This is a genomic window from Blautia intestinihominis (assembly GCF_040096655.1).
Taxonomy (GTDB): Bacteria; Bacillota; Clostridia; order Lachnospirales; family Lachnospiraceae; genus Blautia_A; species Blautia_A intestinihominis.
In genome coordinates this window covers 1-20,018 of sequence record NZ_JBBMEI010000060.1, presented here as the reverse complement: position 1 = coordinate 20,018, position 20,018 = coordinate 1, and the positions used below count along the sequence as shown (strand labels likewise).

At 40.9% G+C, this 20,018-nt stretch carries 12 protein-coding genes; 1 reads left to right on the top strand and 11 read right to left on the bottom strand.

Annotation, left to right across the window (positions count from 1 at the left end; all coding sequences use genetic code 11):
• The coding region (locus WMO75_RS14985) for a hypothetical protein (RefSeq protein ID WP_349078357.1) at nt 1-215 on the top strand (215 nt) is incomplete at its 5' end.
• A gap of 142 nt (nt 216-357) precedes the next feature.
• On the opposite strand, the gene WMO75_RS14980 is transcribed toward WMO75_RS14985, so the two are convergent.
• The 11 genes from WMO75_RS14980 to WMO75_RS14930 form a co-directional block, all read right to left on the bottom strand.
• Nucleotides 358-918 (bottom strand): hypothetical protein, encoded by a 561-nt coding sequence (locus WMO75_RS14980; RefSeq protein ID WP_349078355.1) that lies wholly within the window; start codon nt 916-918, stop codon nt 358-360.
• On the bottom strand, nt 870-1,328 hold the full coding sequence (locus WMO75_RS14975) for a PD-(D/E)XK nuclease family transposase (RefSeq protein ID WP_349078352.1): 459 nt from the start codon (nt 1,326-1,328) through the stop codon (nt 870-872). Before WMO75_RS14975 ends, WMO75_RS14980 begins: the two co-directional genes overlap by 49 nt.
• A gap of 291 nt (nt 1,329-1,619) precedes the next feature.
• Nucleotides 1,620-13,166: a hypothetical protein gene (locus WMO75_RS14970; RefSeq protein ID WP_349078350.1), complete on the bottom strand. Its 11,547-nt coding sequence runs from the start codon at nt 13,164-13,166 to the stop codon at nt 1,620-1,622.
• 75 nt (nt 13,167-13,241) lie between these two features.
• Entirely contained in the window at nt 13,242-14,204 is a 963-nt protein-coding gene (locus WMO75_RS14965) for a hypothetical protein (protein WP_349078349.1), read from the bottom strand.
• Between the two features lie 25 nt (nt 14,205-14,229).
• A complete protein-coding gene (locus WMO75_RS14960) occupies nt 14,230-14,934 on the bottom strand; it encodes a hypothetical protein (RefSeq protein ID WP_303223571.1) in 705 nt (234 codons plus the stop codon).
• Between the two features lie 34 nt (nt 14,935-14,968).
• Nucleotides 14,969-16,048: a hypothetical protein gene (locus tag WMO75_RS14955; protein WP_118251993.1), complete on the bottom strand. Its 1,080-nt coding sequence runs from the start codon at nt 16,046-16,048 to the stop codon at nt 14,969-14,971.
• 465 nt (nt 16,049-16,513) lie between these two features.
• Nucleotides 16,514-17,179: a hypothetical protein gene (locus tag WMO75_RS14950; RefSeq protein ID WP_349078346.1), complete on the bottom strand. Its 666-nt coding sequence runs from the start codon at nt 17,177-17,179 to the stop codon at nt 16,514-16,516.
• 92 nt (nt 17,180-17,271) lie between these two features.
• Nucleotides 17,272-18,045 (bottom strand): transposase, encoded by a 774-nt coding sequence (locus tag WMO75_RS14945; protein ID WP_227222692.1) that lies wholly within the window; start codon nt 18,043-18,045, stop codon nt 17,272-17,274.
• Nucleotides 18,046-18,138: 93 nt separating this feature from the next.
• Nucleotides 18,139-18,348 carry a hypothetical protein gene (locus WMO75_RS14940; RefSeq protein WP_349078344.1) on the bottom strand — a complete coding sequence of 70 codons (210 nt, stop codon included), beginning with the start codon at nt 18,346-18,348 and terminating at the stop codon, nt 18,139-18,141.
• A gap of 264 nt (nt 18,349-18,612) precedes the next feature.
• Nucleotides 18,613-19,506 (bottom strand): hypothetical protein, encoded by an 894-nt coding sequence (locus WMO75_RS14935; protein WP_118251997.1) that lies wholly within the window; start codon nt 19,504-19,506, stop codon nt 18,613-18,615.
• A gap of 223 nt (nt 19,507-19,729) precedes the next feature.
• Nucleotides 19,730-20,018, bottom strand: a 289-nt coding sequence (locus WMO75_RS14930; RefSeq protein ID WP_349078342.1) for a hypothetical protein, incomplete at its 5' end; no start/stop codon positions are given.

Below are 20,018 nucleotides of genomic sequence, written 5' to 3'. Positions count from 1 at the left end.
TCGGTACCGGACTGACACGCATCGGTTCCCAGGCATTCCGGAATGTAAAAGCAAAATGCGTCATCACAATCAAAAGCCAAAAACTCAAAGCCGTTTCATCCAAAATTGACCAGGGCGTAAAGCAAATGACCGTCCGCGTCCCGAAGGCAAAGTATTCTGCTTATAATCGGCTTCTGCGTAAGAAATCAAAAAGCGTTATTATTAAGAAATTTTAACAGCAAACCTCCCCGTTCAGGAATACTGCCATTTACGGCAGATCCGAAGCGGGGAGGTTTTAGTTGAGATATTGGTTTAAGATTCGGTTGTAGCTCAGCCATGTGGGACGGGAAGTGAACCACACCCCGTCCCGGCTGATATTCATTTTTGAAGCAATGCGATCTGTTTTTTCAGTTCTTCAATAATGTGTTCTTTTTCTTTCATCTTTTCGTCCTTTTCCAATATCATTTTCTGCATCTCGCTGTCCTTCTTCTTCAACTGTTCTTGCTGTCCCACTATCATTTCCTTCTGCTCGTCTATCGTCTCCTGCATTTCATCTACCATATATCTCACAGTATTACGATTCATGATTCTCAGTTCTTCCGAAAATATCCCCATAACATCCCCCACATTCCGGCATATGTAATACACATGCTCATACATCTCCCTGAATTCCGGGTAAGTATTAATCAGTTCTATGATCTTCTCCGGTTCATCCATACCCAGAAATGTCAGCCATCCGTCCATTTTGTTCTTGATACCTTTATTTTCTACATTTTCTTTAAAGATGTCAAGAGGAATAAAAATATATTTTTGCAGTAAATCCATCTCCAATCCTGTATCTGACTGCTGCGTAAAGGTATGAATATAATTATCCGCATATTTCTGAAAAACTACCGGGCTTTTTTGTACTGGCGGAGCAACAGATCTGAGGAATAACACGCACACCGCTCTCCCGGAAAGGCATATCCAATCTTCTGTACCTCTACATTGCAGTATGTCCCATCCTCAAAACGTACCAGGATATCCATGATCAGCAGTGACTGCTCGTCCGCAAGCCTGGTGGAATCTCCCAGCAGTACATCTACAATTTTCACTTTTCGATTCAACAGAATACTGAGAAATTCTTCCAGTCTCTCCGGTACGGTTTCCGGATTCATAATCTCCTTAAAAAACGAATCATACAGCATCTTGATTCCACGCACTCCTGCACAGAAATCCAGAAATTCCTGTCTCTGCGCCTCCCTCCAGCTGTAAAATTTTTCTGTAAGTTTCACGGTCGCATCAATTTCTCTCAAAATTTCTTCCCTGCTTCTGAGCACGGGAAAATACTGCTGAAGTTTTGTTTGCATAAGCAGGCTTCCTTTCGTTTGGGCAATTTTAATAGATTTTTGCTTTGTTGGATTTCTGTTTCAGAACTGAAACATATAAGAATGCCCTGACGGGCTTAGAATTTAAGATATAATCAGTGTAGCACGATATGTACTTATACAGCAAGAAAAATCATTCGACAGACTTAACCAAAACCCTCCCCGTTTCCGGGACTGTCACAACATGACAGTCCCGGAACCGGGGAGGGTTTGTTAAATGTCCCGCATGGAATCAACCACGCGTGACAGGGAAAATGCCAGAAAACACCATCCCTACTGGAGAAATTCGGGTTTAATCTTTGCAAGAGTATAGATGATGTTATCGTCCTGTTGTGTGCCGCTCACTACAGTAGTTGCACTGCTTCCTAAAACTTCGGCCTGAAGAAAGACCTTGTAATTAGAATACATATGACTCTTGTCTTCGACATTGTCTATTTTTACTTTGAGCCGAATTGCCTGTGTTAAAATGCTTCCATTAAAGACAGAATCAGTCCTTACATTATCATCTTTCCAGTACGTCTCCTTTGGAACAGTCCATGACCAGCTTCCTGCTTCTCCATTTGTTCCAACAGTATATTCAACGGTACCAGAATCCTTTGATTTCAGTTCCACATCCAGATAATCCTTCGCATCTGCCAGCGCATTCTGATATTCTTCCAGTGATCCAGATGTATTCTTTGGCATCAAACTTAATGTAAATCTGATACCTCTGGAATTTTGCAGTTCTTTGTCTAGGTCCTTCATTGCTGACAAATCATAAACAGCTGTCGTATCTATCAGTGAACTTTCCTGAGAAGCATCCAGATACTGAAGATCCAATAAGTTGATACCCAGCTGGCTGATCTGGTCTGCTTCATAAGTAAGTTTTGCGCCTACCGGAGCATCCCTGTAATATGCAGTCTGCGTACCTGGTGCCAAAGCACGGTTTGTACTGTACGTAATACTCTGTTTTTCTGTGGAAAGCTGTGAGGAATATGTCAGCTTTGTAAAGTCTGTCGGTAAACTCTTGCCATCTTCAATCTTTGACTCCGGAATCGCATTCAGACCCGACGTTGGAATATTTACATCCATCTTAAGTTCCACATAAAAAGTACTACTACCAGCAGTTCCCTTTACCCGATCACGCACTCCCTGAAGACTGATTGCATTCTCAATCGTACCATCTGTTGATAACGGTAATTCCATAGTTCCGTTATTTGAAACCCACGCATATTCCGTAGCTGACGTTTCTCCTGAAGCTACACTCCATGAACCATTTGTATATTGATAGTATACTCTGGAAGTTCCGCTTCCTGTATAAACATAGAACTTTGCAGTTCCGGATGATCCACTTGGGAACTGTTGACCCAGAGTCTTTCCATTTACCGTATTTTGTATGCCACCCACGAACCTCTGATATAATTCATCATATGAGTTATACGTCTGTGTATTTGGAAACATGATTGTATCCACCACATCTACCTTCATAGTCGAGTCCGAAGCTGATATTTTCTTTGCCAGATCAGTTATATTTTCTTCTTTTACACTGTGCGTATATCCGCTTGAAATAACGTATGTACTTGCAGTACCTCCATGATCATCCTCCGTCCAATTACCTTTTTTTTTCGTTCGGTAGTTAATATTGTGAGGAATTTTGTCTGTTACTTCTGTCTGTATAGAGCCATTCAGCAGTCCACTGTTCGTACCTTTTGGAACGGTAACCACAAGATAATATTCCTCTGAAACCGCGCTCTTTGTTCCGGTTTTTAAACTGCTGTCCGCAACTTTAATGTTATATCCTCCGGTTTCTGTTCCCTGTGCCAGTCTGTAATAAGAATATGTTCCGTCTTGGTTCTTGATCTTAACTGTTGGTTTCGGATATTTTGTTCCATCAGAAACTTCTATATCTTCTGGTTTTCCATTCTGATCCACTTTTATAAACGTGCCATTCTCTGACGATTCTGCAACAGCTCCCATCAGTTCTCCAATACTTGGTGCCTGGTACGCTGTTCTATCTGAAGCCCTGAATTCACTCATTGCAATTTTATTCGCCTCAGCGACTGTAAGACTTGAGTTATCCGGAACTCTATAATAATATACCTTACCATTTGTACAATCCACCAGAGATAACTGTGTCCCTGCTGGAAGCTTTACATCTGTTCCCTGAGAAAATACGATCTTCTTATCCAATGATTCGGTTACGTCACCACCACCGTTAATGTAACTCTGCCAGCCATAATCTGTAAATGTTTCTTTCTCACTGTTATATGTGTATTTCAGATAAGCTGTGATCGAACTTCCGAAACTTTCCAGGACATGCCTTTCCAGCCTTTCATATGTACTGCTTTGGAAGTTTGTTCCATAACTTAATGTCGCTGAAAAATCCAGCTCCAGCATACGGCGAACAACAACCGGAACCATCACATTATATTTGTGGACTGTTCCATTTATATCTGTTTCTGTAAATGTCACCATCAGAAGAGTAAAACGATCCCGTGTATTATCATATTCTGAACTGGTATTGAAGCTGAGTGCTCCGGTACTGTTTCTGGATATTCGAAGTGAAGAAGTTTCCGATGGCTTTCTTATAAATTTTCTGCTTGTCGTATCATAGCTGTATACATCTGCTCTTGCTGTAACATGTGCATTCTCGGAAGTGTTTAATGCATTCGCCCTTGAGAATCCTCCATTTGTAACAATATCCAGATATTTTGAAATTTCTGTCGCATCGTTTCCTGTAATCTGCAGTACCGGAAAATCAGAGTTCGCTTTTGTTGACTGATTCGCATTGTATGTAGAAATCATCTTACTGAATTCAAATGTAGTTATACCTGTATCCGCGTATTTGTACAGACCGGCATTTGCTGAACCAGTATTATTATAGTCGTTGTAAATTTCTTCAGCCTTTACTGTAAAATTCGATCCGTTTGTTTTCCAGGACGCCCCGTCTCCATAAAGGTAAAACTGTTTTGCCGGAGTCGTAGCAGTTCCTTTTGTTGAAACATATGCTGTACTTTTTGGGCTTGTCACCACATATGGTTTCACAGGTGTTTCTGCCGTATCTGTATCATTCGTTTTTTCAGGAATTGCCAGCAGTTTATCTGTTTTTCCATCTCCAACAGACTGTGCACCCAATGCTGCACCAGAATAATCAGCAAAGGCTATATAACTTTTGTTCTTTATTGTATTTGCAACATTTGAGTCATTGTTGATTACACCGTACAACTGTGTTACGGAATTCTTTTTCCCACCATTTTTATAATATGCCTCTGCGTTCTGAATACTCAGACCTGCTACCGATATTGCTCCCGTTTTGCTGTCAACAAGACCGATTACCATACCAACTTTATTTGACTGAGTACAATGAATACTTGTATTGTTCAATAATAAATTTGACGCCGTCAGATTTCCTCGAATATCGCCAGTAAAACCTCCCGCAGTTGTATCGTTTGTAGTACCCTGAATTTCAGAATCTTCTACTGCACAGTCAAACAAATACAGTGTATCCAGATTCGCCGCCCAGTCTACATCTCCCAGCATGCCGCCACATCCCCATTTGTTGGAAATCATTTTCATGTTGCTGACTTCACACTGTTTCATTTGGATTTTTTTATTAGGAGCAGTAGATAATCCAATCATACCGCCTGCGGTTTCTTCTCCGGTTATTTTATACTTTTGATCTTCAGTTCCATTTACCACACAATTCTGTAACTTTACCGTTACTGCGGTATTTCCTACTACTCCTACTACTCCTCCTGACTTTCCGCCTGCTATGGAAGTTTTCTGTACCTCGCAGTCACTGATTGTGACCTCAGCCCCCTGAATTCGCCCCACAATTCCGCCATCGCCGCCGATAGTACTTTCGCCGCCTGTCAAATCGCTAACATTTATGGCAATAGTATCTGCCCGGCAATTCTGGAATTCACATGAATCATCAGTCCCATTTGCCCTTCCTACAAGACCACCGGCATAGCCGGTTCTTGATTTCACAGATATAATTCCATTCGGTTCCGCATCGCTTCCTTTCACCACCGCTTTACGGATCTGATATCTCTTATTATCAATTTTTCCAATAAAGCCGCCGGCACACTCACCTGCCGCACTCGTAACTCCCTGCATCACAGCTTCATCCGTGTTCTCATCCGTATTGATTTTTATCTGTGTCCTTATATATCCAAAAGTGCCTCCGGCATATGTAGTTGTATTGTCAGCTTTCCCAATCTTTGAACTCCGTCCGACAACGTAGTTTTGCTGTGTTATGTTCAGGGAGCTGATAACACTGGTATTATCCTGGCTGTCCACATATCCCACAAAACCACCGGCGGAATTCGCAGCTTCAACCACAATATTGTTATACTGGGAATTTGTTATCTGTACTCCCACAGAAGTCCTGTTGTTCATCGTTGGTTCTAACAGGCAGGCAATATTCTTGCTTGCTGTATAGCCGACAGGTTTTGTCGTCGGAGCTGATTTTCCAGAACTGCCAAGCAGTCCTCCGGCATCAACAGATCCCTTTATGTGCATATTCCGAACAGTTACCTGATCAAATTTAATATTTGCCGTACTGGTACTTTCACTGGCAGAAATACTGGCAGTCGTACCGGCAAAGCCACCTACTCCCACATTGCTCTTATAGGTATCCCAATCATCAGAAGGACTCTCTATTTCCTCGCCCTCAGCGGTGTAATATTTCAATGCCACTCCGCCAGATACCGTTCCAGTTGAATTACTTCCCTGAAGTGTCAGATTGCTGATGGTTGTCGTCTTTCCAGGTCTAAGTAAATTAAATACTCCACCGATGGATGCAGAATGGAAATCGTCATCCGCGTATTCTTTTACAGTTGTATCCAGAATCAGAGTACTTCCATTTCCATCCATACTCGCTAATTCCGGTACAATGCCTTTTGCATCAGAAACCGTCGCATTCACAATCGCATTCGAAACATATCTTGCAGCAATTCCCTGATACCCACTTCCATAAGCAGTCATGTCATAATTTCCCTGTTTCAGATTAATAGTTGCAGATGCACTGCAGATCTTAAAGCTGTCTTCATTTCCATACTTGCTGAGCAGATATGGCAGATTCGTTGTTCCAGGTATGCTCTGGTCATCTGATTTTGCCAAGTTCTCATCCCCATCGGTTCCTGTTTTTCCAATGTGACTGTAGGATGCCTTCCTTACCTTTCCATACTTACCACCAAACTGAAACTTGTATGTTCCTGCCGTCTTGTTTCCACCATTTGTCTGTGTACTGTAAGCGTTGCTGCTTCCACCAGACACAGCACCACTGTTGACAGCTGCTGACAAAAGCAACAGTCCCTGTGCGTCTTTTACAGTCGTAGTTGTTCCCGTTGTACTGATCGTTGTACTGATACTTCCTGTATTATCTGTATCAAGCTGGTTGATCTTATAATTCTTGTCTGTATTATCAAGCACAATGCCAGATTCATTGAACGCAAATCCATCCAGTACACGTCCTACATACGGATTGACATACATGCTCTTTTTCGCACTGGCATCCACAGAAACCGCATCACCTGAAAGCATTGTATCAGTCAGTCCTGTCTTTGCAGATGTACCGTTTCCCATTCCGCGGAAGATCACACCTCCACCGCAGACAGAACCAACATAACCGCCTACTGGGATCAGATGTTTCTTCGTTCCTGTGACAGTCAGCCAACTATCCACCATTGTTATCGACACATTGTCAATAATGTTATCCCCGCCAAGGACACAGCCAATCACACCGCCAAAACATGCATTCTGATAATAATCTGAGGTTTTCGTTCCATCATACGTCAGGGTCTTTCCAGTTCCCTCATAAGAAACTGTCAGATTTTTTACTACACTACCATAACTGTACGGAATCAGACCATTTCCTGTAGTGGCACCTTCCAGTACCAGCTTAGTGCCACTTTCATTTGTACTGGTAAGCACACCACGGAACGGCCATGTATCATTTGAACCAAAGCCTCCGAAGTTCGTCAGACTCATCTGATATGTGCCATCGTTCTGCTTTGTTCCTACAATATCATAATATGCGTTCAGCATATACTGCAGGATTACTTCATTCTCCAGTGGTTCTGCGTCCGACACTTCTTCCCATACCGACGCACCCTGCGTTCCTATATTCCGTACCTGCTTCCACTGTGAGCCATTAAACTGATACGTTACATCATATGTGCTATCATTCTGTCCTGTACAGAAAGCTCTCTGATTACTGGTGATCGTAACTCTCCAGTCCTTACGTGCCATACCAGTCGACAGATATTCTGAGATGATCATCATCTGACCTTCTGTCGTGATATTATACGGATGTCCGTAAGTTCCACATCCTTTTACTATGTCTGCAACTCGCTGGTTAACTTTTATTTCATGTGCCAGCTGGGTTTCATTATATCCTGCACACACATATGGAAGATATCCGAAAAAATCCACACTATTACTATTCGTGCCATCTTTTATGATTCCATCATCCGTTCCATGCAGTTTTTCATCATAATACCAATTCTGCAGATTTGTGTACTCTGAGGAAGCAGATATTTCCTTTCCATAGGTCACATTTCTATGTTTATAACTGCCGTTCTCTCTGTCATCTGCCTGATAAAAGTTGTAAGTTGCAACAGAAGAAGAACCATTATGTTTAAATGATTCTAATAAAGTGGCATGTGTAAAGATTCCTCCCTCTCCGACGGCATGATCCGGAAGAGAAATATTCAGGAAAGACAGATTAATCTGTACTCCATCCGCAGATCCCACGTTTCCGATCAGACTGGAAGCTACCGCGTTTTTGGACTCATAACTATTCGTTATTCCATTCACAGTCAGTGTTGTATAATTTCCAATTGTATTAATCAGAAGCGGTGCATACTCTGTTCTACAATTCGTAACCTTCAGATTTTCAAAACAAATATCATCTATCGTTACCTCAGCTTCACACGTTGCATTCTCTTTCTTGTTTCCACGTACATTTCCTGCAAATAACACACCCGAACCACTGTTGTTATTTACTTTTCCAACACTTCCTGAAAAAGTAACATCGCTAACATTCACTGTCATTTTAGCATCAGAATCATTTAAATGATTCAAAAACAGCCCACAGTGCATCGTGTAATGCTGTGTACGTGATGCATCGCTGTCTGCCGCAGTAGACTTATTGGTTTTACTGTTTTCAAATCCTTCAATTTCCTCATTGTGAAATTTTATAATGGCATTCTGCACTGTAATGTTACTATCCAGATCAATCGGATAATAACTGTACTTCTTCATATCCAACGTAATCTTTTCTGATGCACCACCGATTGTAGTACTGTTCGTTATATCTGAAATGTTGTACTTATTACCCTCTTTGTTGAAAAAATAGCTGATATTCGTCCATGTATAACGGTATACACTCCACAGAAGAAGTTCTTCCGAAGTATCTATATACCCATCAACCTTCTTACTGTCTTTGTTTGCCTTATCGATGCACCTCTTCAAATCATAATAGTAACGACTACATCCATTTGTCTGATGCTGCTGTCCATATACGGTCCGGTTTATATAAGTCGTGCATTCTTCTGCATCTACACCAACCCAATTATCTGCTCCACTCGCCTTGGTCGCAATAGAAACAACCCCGTTTTCACCATTTTTTGTAATTGAATCTGCCGATGCAGCTGTATAAGCTACAAATTCATCAAATGCACCAGAAGTGGTTACATTGATATCTACCCCAGAACCAATTCTATACGCAAATTCAGTTCCATCATCCCAATACTTTGTCGTATTCAGATACAGTGCCCCAAGCTCTGTGTTCGTGCCATCTATTTTTTCTGTTCCTTTTTCTCCGCGGCACACCAGCAATCCAACATTTTTGCCTGCCTTAATCTTCAGATTTTGCATATCAATTCCATAAGAACGGATTTCCCAGATTCCACTGGAACGATATGCCAGCCCCCCTACATTCTCTGCCTTCGGAGCATTGATCTCAGCCCTTTGCACCTTCAGCTTGGTATCCGTTCCATCATTATTGTCATCTTCTCCCATGAAATAAACGCCAACATGACTCCAGATACTGCCAAACAGTCCTCCACACATCTTTGTCGCATTTGGAGCATCTATCTTAAATTCATCAAATGTCACATTTTTTATTTCCATCCAATGATTTGCATCTTGTGTACTGTTCGCATTTTTAATAATTCCAACAAGACCACCTACATAGGCATACTCCTTTGCATCACTGGTGATTCTACCGCCGACTGTCAGGCTCTTACATCTCAGCTTGAATGTTCCGCTATCAACTCGTCCGATCACTCCACCGGCAAATACTCTTGTCTCAGCTGCTTTTGCCACATTTTGAATTGTAATCGTCGAAGAACCTTGAGTCTTATTGTCCAAAGTCAGATTTCCAGTCGCAGTTCCAAAAAATCCGCCAACAGATACACTATTGCTGCCGTTTGGGGCGTCTGCCAAAATTGTTTCCTGTACAATGATGCCCTGGGTAATCGCATAAGTAGCTTCCGCAGCAATACCTCCAGCCTCTATTGCGTTTCCTGCGTTACTCACATGAATCTTCCCTGCAAGAACAAGATTATTGAATCCTCCACTTGCAGATGACCGGACCTTCGCAAAAAGCCCCTGGCACTTGTGAAAATCTCCATAAGCATATACTTTTCCGCAACCTTCTGCTCCCTCACCAGCAGCCTGAGCATTTTGATAGCCAAATGTTTCACCAATTCCAAGAGTCAGTGTATGTTTATCAGTTCCACCAGAAAAAGTCCCTGTGTATACAGTTTCATCTCCCGCGTCACGACTCAGTCCGGTTATTCCTGTACCACTTAAATCTATATCTGCTGTAAGTGTGATGTTTTTTGCATAAAGACTTGTCCAGTTAAAATTTGTAATACTGGAATCTGCACTGAAATATCCTCTGGAATTCATCGCTATAGACAATAATGCGAAATCGTCCGCAGAAGAAAGGCTGATAGCATCACTCCAATTCTCAGTCTTGCCCAATTTGACCTGATGCTCTTTGGTTATCGTAATCAAATTGCTGCTGAGTCCGGTTGTTAAAGTATTGTCTGCATTCAGGCGAATAATCTGTCCGTAATTTCCGATGTCGTTCACTGCCGAACTGTAGCTGGTAAAATTACTTCGCTTATATGTCCATCCCTTTCCATTTCCATCCCCTGTTGCATAGATCAGTCCACAGTTATTATATCTTACTATCTGTGCTACCTGATATCTTCCCTGAAATTTCACATCTGTAAGATCTGTAATTCCTGATAATTCCAGTACACTCCCCTGACCGGCATATCCTAAAATACCAGCACCTTCCCACAGGCTGTTGTCACTTCCATTCGTCGATACAGTTACATCCTCTGCCTTGAGGATACTTTTTTTAGTCAAATAGGCTGTAATCCCTCCAAAATATTCACCTGCATGCGGAAGTGATATCGTCACCTCCACATTTTTTACTTCAAGATAAGTAGCCTTACTTTCTGTGTCATCACCCGTTCTTCCAATCAATCCACCGTGATACCTTGGTCTATCAGAACCCGAAGTAAAATTAGAGGTAACCTTAAAATTCTGAATCAGTAATGTACTTTCTTTTGCAGATGTCGTCAGCTGTCCTGCTATGGCTCCATATCCTTCTGCGTTTCCACCTTTTTTTTTATAGGTTGACTGAAATTGAAATTTATTATTTTCCTCACTGTTTCCGATTGTGTATTGAATTGCTCCCTGCAGATTCAAAATGCCAAAATATCCACCGGCATTTCCTCCACCAGGGCTTTGATTACCATGCACGAATACCGTTGGTGCATTAATTACCACCTTATCCGGCAATGTCTGATCATTTTCGACAACCTCCTTATTTAGTGTATAATTTCCGATAAATCCACCAGCCTGTGCACCACTCTTGCTTCCACCTACAGATGGTTCAGCTACTGTAACATTCCCATTCAGATTCTCTGAAGTAACGTTATCTACTTTGCCGGATACACCACCAGCCGCAGTACCTCCTTCAATCGTCATAGAAGTAAGTGTAATTGCAGCAGTACCATCTGTTTGAAGCTTTGTATCGAACGCCATGGTTCCTGCCAGTCCACCGGCTGCCCCTGCACTGGAGCTAACTGTTGTCGACTCAAAATTAACTGCCGCACCGGCAGATGTTATGATTTTGGCACCATTATTCGCTTTGGCACCCTCATTCGCCATTACTCCAGTCAGGCCACCGGCATTCGCAGATCCTTCAATTGTTACAGTATTACTAAAGCTAAGATTCTGTTTTATATTGATCACTGCGTTATCACTCAGTTTGCCTGCCAGGCCACCGGCATTTCCGGCAGTTGCAGTCACTGTCACATTATCAAATCTAAGAGTTGTTTCTATGTCAAGCTCTGTTCCGTTTTCCATCACACCAACAACACCACCGGCACTTCCTGCCGTTGATGTGATACTTACCTTATTCTCTGTCGAACCATTTGGATACGTATAACCATCCCGAATGCAAATTGTTCCACTGCTCAGAGTGTTACAGATCAAACCTGTATTTCCAGTCGCAGAAGTTGCGTTGATATTAGTTCCATAAGTAATACCTGATCCAATATTTAATGTATGTCCTGCAACTCCCTGTACTGTTCCAAGCAGACTTCCCATCGTTGCTGAAGAAGCACCATTCACTTTGACCGGCAATACATGTGATATCGAACCATCTGACATTGTATCAAACTGATATACCTCCGCCATCATCGGCATCGAACCATCCCCGCACCAGGTAATCGTCAGGCTCGCATTATCATACATCCCAACCGTTGCAATTGATGACAGGCCTCCAAAAAAGCTATGATCTACTCTCAAGGTCGCAGGAGCTGTTCCTGAAATCTTTCCCTGGAAAGGATTCGTTGCATCACCAATTCCCTGATATGAGTATTCCTGCTGCGTAATAAATTTTTCTGATGTCTCAAGTGCCTCTCCTGCCCCCTCAGAATCTTCATTTGCAGAGGCTGCAGATGAAGATTCTGTAATGTTCTGTTCATCTGCAGTATCTTCCAGCTCTGCTTCTGTTACATTCTGAATCTCTGTATCTGTCTCTTCGCCATTATTCTGTATTTCCACCGACTCTGTGCTCTCGGTCTCGGCAACAGCCTCCTGCAGATTCTCTTCATCATTTACTGCAGCCACAGTCGTTCCATTCATATGGTCTGAAATGTCTGTATTTGCTTTTATGTTCGCTTTTGCAGTAACATCCCAGTCACCGGAGTTGTTAAACAATACAGTAATATTCTGTACTTCGCTCTGATCACAGTTTGAAAGCAAAATCAAATCTGTCGCATCAAAGAGTGTCATCGTCTTTGTATTTGCATCATAATGTTTGAGCTGTTCCAGATGCAGCTTTCCGGTGACAGCTGCCTGTACTGTCGGTACCTCTTTCTCCTGCACATCAGCCACAGAATCCGTCCCTGACTGTGTTCCATCAGAAAACATGTCCTCTTCTTCTGAAACAGATATCTCTGATTGGTCGATATCAGAAGTATCCTCACTGTTGTCTGTATCGTCTTCTGTAATTTCCACATCTGTATCGAAAAAATCTGTATCGTCTTCTGTCTCTGCAGACTCACTGGTACCCTCTTCTGATGCTGTTGCAGCTTCTGTATTTTCTGTCATCCCTACAGATACAGTGTTTTCTGATTCTCCTGCTGCAGCATTTTCCGATTCTGCTGACAATGCCGTTTCTGTTGTATTTTTATCTTCCTGACTTTCTACGCTGGCACTGATTTTCACTATGCCTGTCGGCATTACATATACTGTTAAATTCATTGCCACAAATGCTGCCAGAACCTGTTTGTATTTTTTCACGAATCTCACTCCTCCAGAATTAAGATCTGCTATCTGATCTTCCGTCAGATATCTGTCATCAAATCTGATTTTGTGTTACTGCGTTATCTGTGTTGCAGTAAAACTGATATAGCTGTTCATTTCACCCCAGGTATCCGGAATGGTAGATGTATTTTTGTAAAATGAAATCAGATAATCACCTTCTCCTTTTGTCTGATCCATCTTCATTGTAATCTGTTTCCACCCAGAATGAGTTATACCTGATGAGGGCGTTAAATTATTAGTACTCAGGAAAAACTGATCTATTTCCAAAACATCAGGATTCCACTCAAGTACCGCAGTTGCCTCACCACTTGAAATAGAAATTTCATAATTAAATCCATCATAGTCAGTCGGATTTGCGTTTGTATCGTAAACAAATTTCCCCTCTGAACTGAATGTAGCCGTTGCCGTTCCAACGCACGGTGAAATCACTGCTGCCAGTTTCTGCCCATTCGTTACAGACAGATTGCGTGGAACCGCAGTCACTGTAATTTTCACCTGATCCAGATCACTGACTGGGAAGTGTATATTAAACTTATGAGATCTGGCTGTACGGCCCGTCAGAGTCAGATCTTTTACCTGAAATTTTGTTCCACTGCCACTAACGGTTCCCGCATCCGTGCTTATACTATATCCATTTTCTCCACCGCCGCTGAATGAAATGGTCAGATCATACGTAATATCTCTCTGACTTATCAGGTTTGTATTTCCATCTGTGTAGTTATACACATAATTATATATATCCAGCTCAACGTCTAATCGCTCTGAGTTTTTGTTGTCTTCCCCAAATGAAACAATTCTTGTCGCATATGAACTCTCTGCAGCATTAGAAGCACAACTCTGCAGATAATTTGAAGTAAAACGTACCGTTTCATTATCTCTGTTTCGTGCCACACCACGCTGAAAAGCCTGACTGGTGTATGCTGCAAAACTGCCTCCTGCAACTGCAAGCAAACCGATCAGGCAAATAACTGCCAGCACTGTTCTTTTCCATTTTGGTCTGTCTGTAAATCTCATTCTCTAACCTCTTACCCTGCTTTATTTATGCAGTTTGTGCCAGAATATAGAAAATATCTGTTTCTTTTGTTGTTTCTGTCCAAGTTACCTCGCAAACATAATAGGTACGGTGATTCTGAACACCATCAATCATCACCTGATTCTCCACTGTGCTTTTATCCGCATTCAGGGGCTGACTGGTCAGCCAGTACAAGGGTTCTGCATGCGTCTGGACACTCTGGTAATCTCCGTAATTGTTATTATGTTTAGATTTATTGGCATATTTATAATCCTTTTTATTGTCAAGGTTTATATACGTGCCCTCGATTGGATTTGCAGCGTTGTAACTGTACGTATATCCACTGTCGGTTCCATTCGAAGAAACCGGATACAGCTTAAATGTCAGACCTTTAAGGTTCGTTGTATGTGCAATTTCCAGCTTAAATTTATCTGCTGCACTCTGCACACAGATTACTCTCCGCACCGTCACGGTATTGCCATTTTTGTCTGCAGCTGTATAATTCAGATCCAACGATGTCAGTTCTGAGCCATTCGGTCCCAGGATTGTTATGTTTGATGGTTCTTTTATTGGCATCAGCGTTGCCATATCTGTCTTATTAAAAAACCATGCAAATGAAAATCCCACAAGCAATACTGCAACAACCACAAGTGCTGCGATCGAATAGTATAATTTTTTTCTGTTCACTGTTTTTTTCGTTTGTTTATCCTGCATTTCTATTTCTTCACTCATTTATTCATTCCCTGTGTCTGACTGTTCTGATCTGCTAGTCTGCCGGATCCACCTGAATCTGCACATAGACATATCTTGCATTTTTGCCAATATACTCATCTGCCTGATTATAATAGTTACTGCAAGTATTTAATGTATCATCATTCATTTGGTTGTTTATATCAGCGGTAATTTTTGTATCATCTGTTGCTGCTACATCGTAAAAAAGTTTACTGCTGTTTACATTCTTCTGCTTATTTATAAAATCATTCAGGTTTGAATATTCGCTCTGCTCTACTACATTCGTAAACAGATCGCCCTGTGTACTTCTGTCCGTATAAATATAATTACGGAAATACTGAGGCCATTTCCAGTATAAAGTCACCTTATATGGCATGTCCTTTGTAAATGTTGCGGAGTTATCTGTTTCTGAACCCGGAGCATTCAATTTTAATTCCTCCTCATCCCCAATCCAGCCATAATAGCCTTTTTCATTATCCAGATGTCTAAAAAAGAGGATATGTCCATTAAGAAGACGCTGGATTTTGTCATTATCTAACTCTATTGCTTTTCCGCTGTTATCTTCTGTATAGCCTTTCAGATTTAACTTAACTGCAGCCGATGTAAGTCCGCTTTTCTTCGGTATCAGATAAAATTCCAGTTTCCCGCCTGCTCCTGGTACCAGACTTTCCTGCCCGTTAAGATACCATGCCAGACCACTTGTACCTACATGAAATTCCGGATTATTTCCATTCAGATCTTTTTCTAATGTTTCTTCAGTTCCCGTATATATATCTATATATTTTTCGTACTTTTGACTTGATGTTCCCGCTGAAAGAATATTTTTATTATTTTCCTTCAATTTATCTATTTCGACCTTCTGCCTTGATCCTATACTTGCCAGTTCAAACGGTACTGTGTTCTCCGCAGAAATCTGCGTCCCTGTCATGGTAACACGGTTATTTGCCACAAACCAGGCAATACAGACTGCGACAATTGCAAGCAGTGCTGTAAATGCAAATCTGAGGCTACGCTTCGCGTTTTTCTTTTCTTCCTGTATGCGTTCCTGCAGTTCTTCCGGCGACAGATTCTCCAGTTCATCTGGAATCTGATCTGTTTTATTTCCATCTGCCATCGGTACACCTCCATATTTATCATCAAAATTTCTTCTTATGTAATGTATACTCTGTTTTATGGTATCATAGCAGAATTTCAATTTCAATAAAAACTCTTTTTATCATGAATTATAACATATTTTTTTCGACATTGTGTGGCTGTATTGTGATTTTTTTGACCAACATCAAAAGTCGCGGCCTGCACTTCCGCCTGCCACGACTTTTGATAGAAAACTTTATTGCATTCCCTCGTGAACGCCACTCTCATATTTCTCTTCCAGTTCATCTTTGAATAACTCTCTTAATGCATCACACACAACGACATCTCTCCTCTTTCTTACTGTAAGAATAGCATATTGCAGAACTCGGTTCAATGGGATTCTGGGGACGGTGTTTTCGGCTCGTTTGATGTCCCAGTGGTTTCTGGTTTAGGATATCGACAGATTCACAGTCAGATGATGATTTGTAAAGAGTTCCCTATCGGTTCATTTATTTCCAGCATGCACCTTCGCATACACTTCATTTATTGCCTCGATATAGCAATTATAGGATGAACGCCTGTCCGTATCCTGTCTGGAAAGATGCATGTTTTTTTTGACCAGATAAGTTTCCCTAACCTTCATCCAATGGGCAGGCTTCAGAAATTTTTCCTTGGAATTCAGATCTTTTATTGATATTCCCTGTTCCCAACAGTACTGATCTGATCTTGTGTTTCCTGTTTTCTTATGGATCAATCGATACCAATTCCCACAATCATCTTCTCTTACAATACAAAGATCAATGCGAAATGGCGTCTTATTTCCCTTCTCCAACTGTACTTTTTTTGTCGTAATAACTGATGTGGAATCATCGCATGTTTTCCAGTCATTCCTGACCAATATTTCATTGAAGGATTCTATGATTGTAGTTTTTAATTGCCTTGGATCATTCCATATATCAATATTTTGCGCCTCTTCAATCCACAAATTAAAGTCATAATCTATCGCTTCTCGTTCATTCTGTGTTACAAGCCCTCTTTTTTTACTGCCCGCCACAGCCATCCGTGCCTGTATCCCACGGCCTTTAAGATTTTGCACCAGTTGATTGACCATGCCGGCACAGATACGATAGGATTCTTTCAGATAGACTTTGTCTGTTACAAACTTATACATAATATTCTCCTTTCGAATCCCACGCCTTCCAGATAGCTTCGTTGCTAAATCGTTATAATATAACAAAATTCCGGGGATAGTTCAAGTGCTTTTTAATCGCCCCAAGGATACTGCGTTTTTATCACAGTATTTATTGAAGTTCGCGAAATTCCGGTAAGTCTGCTAAGCTGGCGGACAGAAATACCGGAATGTTTTAATAACTGCAGGTATTGATTTCTTGTAAAAAGGTCAAGACGCTGAAAGTCCGAGGGGGAATTGCAAGATGTTTTTGCCTGAATTATCCTGAGAGCATCCACATCAGAAAGATGTACAGAAGAATGATGCTCCATGCATTTTTCGTCTGAATTACTATTGAGATAGTTCATGCATTCCACATGACTTTGAAACAAACTAAGAATTTTGTCGATATCTATAAAAGAAGCCTCCAAATCCGCATACGCATGGTAACTACTCCAGAAATATGTACCTGGTATCGTTTCCAATCCTGCGTGAAGTGGGTTTTGATGAATATATCGAAATATCGTTTTGAGGTGTCCCAGGTCATTTACCGGTTCACTTTTATATCGATCCTGAAACAGATTTCCTATGCGTTGATACCTCTGGTTGTACCATCTGACAAATTTTACTTCTATTTTCTGCATTATCATGCCGGGCTCTGTACTTGTATGCCCAATCAATAGATGTATATGATTATTCATAAGACAATAGGCATATACTCTGAAATTACAAATGTCTTTATAATAACGCAAAATGCTGATAAATTGCTGATAATCATATTCGTCTTCGAAAATAATCTGCTGATTAACACCTCTCAAAATGATATGGTTAATATTGAGAGCACTCTTTTTTCTGGCTTGTCTTGGCATAAATTGCTCCTTTCACAAATCACTGGGGGGGACGGAGTTTTCCGGTTCAATTAGTGTCACTTATGGATACATCAAAAACTCCCTCCCCTATGATTACCTGATTAGATTAGCATGTTCCACGGCTACATCCAACTTCATTTCTTTTGTGTAATTTCGTACTTTTGCCACATACTGTGCATACTCCTTTAGTATCAGGCATTGTTCCATCAGTTCCTCGTTGTGCCCTTCATTGATATTTAAAGTGAGTACTTTTAATTCCAGATTTGGTGTCTCCGTCAGGTTCTCATATGCATCTAACAGCAAATCCTCCCACCTGTCAAACTCCTGCTTTTGATTTTTGTTGGGTTTAAAAGCATGAATTTCTGAAATGATTTTAGAAAAAAACAAATAGACGGCATAGATGCCTGGAATAAAAAGAAATATACTTTGGGTTTATGGTAGCATTCTTTCTCTTCTGATTCAAGGTATTTTAAAATATTTTTCCATATTACCACCGTGGGAAGTGCATTATAACTCACATTGATTCAAAAAACACTGTAACACCAAACGAGTCGGAAAACTCCGTCCCTAGTGGTTTCTTCTAACTTCACCAATTGATAATCCCAGAATTTCCGCAATCTCATCAAGCGTATATTTACCCGTACTGTACATATACTGTATAATTTCTTTTTTTCCAGCTTCCCTGCCGGCCTCAAATTCTGCTTTGCGAAGTTTCTTTTCTTCCTCTTCCTTGTCATATTCGAATATACTCATTGCTATTACCTCCGACTTGTTTTTCCGAAGAAATTCTGTAAGAATATTATTCTGAATACAGTCATTCACTGCCTGTTCCACTGCAACATCTAATTCAGTCTCTCGAGCGTACTCCCTCACCTTTGCCACATATTGTGCATATTCTCTCAAAATCTGGCACTGCTCCATAAGCTCACCATTGTGACCTTCATTAATATTCAGTGTGAGTACTTTCAATTCCAGGTTCGGCTCACCCGACAGGTTTTGATATGCTTCTGAAAGATAATTTATCCAACTGTCTTCCTTCTTTTCTGTCCCATTATAAAATACAATAAAATTCGGTGCAGGAATTTTCTGAATCACTGAAGAATACAATGATCTGTGGTTTACAAACTTTTGGTATTCTGCTGATATGTAAAACAAATCTCTCAACGGCATATTAGGAGTATAGGTTGACTGATGTTCATACAAAAACAGTCCTGTATCTACAATAAATGCCAAGTCATTTTTCATTCCCATGTAGATAGCGTTTTCCAATGTTACAATTTCCAGCGCCGCTTCATCTTCATACGCACTTCCATTTACAGCATTATAAAGTGACAATAAATTCTTTCTGTCAGAAAACAGCATTCGAAATACAGTATCCTTATACTTTCTGTTTGCTGTCAGATTTTTTCTTACATTACAATTCTTCTTTACAGCAATTTTTCGATTCTTTCTTCTTGTCATAGATATACCTCCTGTTTTTTGCAGGAGTCAAAAAATGTACTGTTTTTTATCACTTCAAACTCCTGCTTTTATTTTGATCGGAATTTAAAAGCATGGATTTCTGAAATGTTTTTAGAAAAAATAAATAGACGGCAAAATGCCCTGAAAGTTTAAGAAATATGCTTTGATTTTATATTATCATTCTTTCTATGCGAGTTCAAGAAATTATTGACAGCGCAGGTTTTCAGATTAGCGTAACAAAGGTTGCCATGGTATGCGTTGCCGCTGTAGCGCTGGGATCAAGTACATATGCTTGGTTTGTAAGTAACAATACGGTAAAAGGTACAACTACAAATATCAGTGCACAGTCAAATGCACCATTCCTGAAAATTGACAATGTAGCTGTAACAGCTGCTTCAGGAACAACAAAAACATTAACTGAGCCTACCGGAGAAAGTGAACTACTCGGCAACAAGTTACCAGAGCATCTGAAATCTGGCGGGATACCGCCTTTTTTCAGGGTGCGTCCATGA

Bases quoted from the DNA above. Each gene is read 5' to 3' on its own strand.
- WMO75_RS14975 (WP_349078352.1), bottom strand. From the start codon at position 1,328: ATGCAAACAAAACTTCAGCAGTATTTTCCCGTGCTCAGAAGCAGGGAA.
- WMO75_RS14965 (WP_349078349.1), bottom strand. From the start codon at position 14,204: ATGAGATTTACAGACAGACCAAAATGGAAAAGAACAGTGCTGGCAGTT.
- WMO75_RS14960 (WP_303223571.1), bottom strand. From the start codon at position 14,934: ATGAGTGAAGAAATAGAAATGCAGGATAAACAAACGAAAAAAACAGTG.
- WMO75_RS14955 (WP_118251993.1), bottom strand. From the start codon at position 16,048: ATGGCAGATGGAAATAAAACAGATCAGATTCCAGATGAACTGGAGAAT.
- WMO75_RS14950 (WP_349078346.1), bottom strand. From the start codon at position 17,179: ATGTATAAGTTTGTAACAGACAAAGTCTATCTGAAAGAATCCTATCGT.
- WMO75_RS14945 (WP_227222692.1), bottom strand. From the start codon at position 18,045: ATGCCAAGACAAGCCAGAAAAAAGAGTGCTCTCAATATTAACCATATC.
- WMO75_RS14935 (WP_118251997.1), bottom strand. From the start codon at position 19,506: ATGACAAGAAGAAAGAATCGAAAAATTGCTGTAAAGAAGAATTGTAAT.